This window comes from Vibrio sp. 10N.222.52.B12 (genome assembly GCF_002875385.1).
GTDB lineage: Bacteria > Pseudomonadota > Gammaproteobacteria > Enterobacterales > Vibrionaceae > Vibrio > Vibrio jasicida.
The window spans coordinates 1-639 of sequence record NZ_MDAW01000168.1 but is presented as its reverse complement, the minus strand read 5'-3'; the positions used below and the strand labels follow the sequence as shown (position 1 = coordinate 639).

Annotated in this window: 1 protein-coding gene; it reads right to left on the bottom strand. The window is 39.1% G+C overall.

Annotated elements, in window-relative coordinates:
- Window positions 1–105 precede the first annotated feature (105 nt).
- The coding region (locus tag BCT11_RS26935) for a hypothetical protein (protein ID WP_206747854.1) at window positions 106–639 on the bottom strand (534 nt) is incomplete at its 5' end.

Here is a 639-nt window from a genome sequence, read left to right as displayed (position 1 = left end):
AAGGTGTGAGCAACGCAATACAAGCGCCGCCGCATACCACCTTAAACACTAAACGCGACGCATAGCAAAAATGCCAAGCGTTGCGAATCACTCTTAAACAGATTGTTATGTGTTTTTTTCACCATATTCAATTTCGTCTCTTGCTTGGTTATATTTACAAAACGTAAACCAAGCAATGCCGCCGCCTAACCCTAGGACTAACAACCTTTGGATAATTCCCGGCATATCAATGAACCATATAGGTGTTGTCACAACAATATACGCAGAAAAACCAACAACCCAATAAGTCCAGCTAAGCAAGCTTAACGTTGAACGATTGCCATCAAGTTTCCCAGTTTTTAGCCAATGGTAAACCCGCCAAGCAAACATACCACTCATCACCATAATGTAAATTCCGATGTCGGTATTTACCCCTGATATATCTTCATCATAGGAGTATCGTCCACTACCTCGAGTTACATTAATTGTCTCCCCAAAGTCAATATAAGTAGGCAATCCAAGGAAGTCTACGACTGATTCTAACCCTATGTAAATTAAGCAAAATGAAACAAAACTAATTAGTAAAGATAATTTAGAATTCAAGATCAACTTCCTATAAAACATAACTCGAGAAAACACATAACGCGCAGTTAAGGTGTG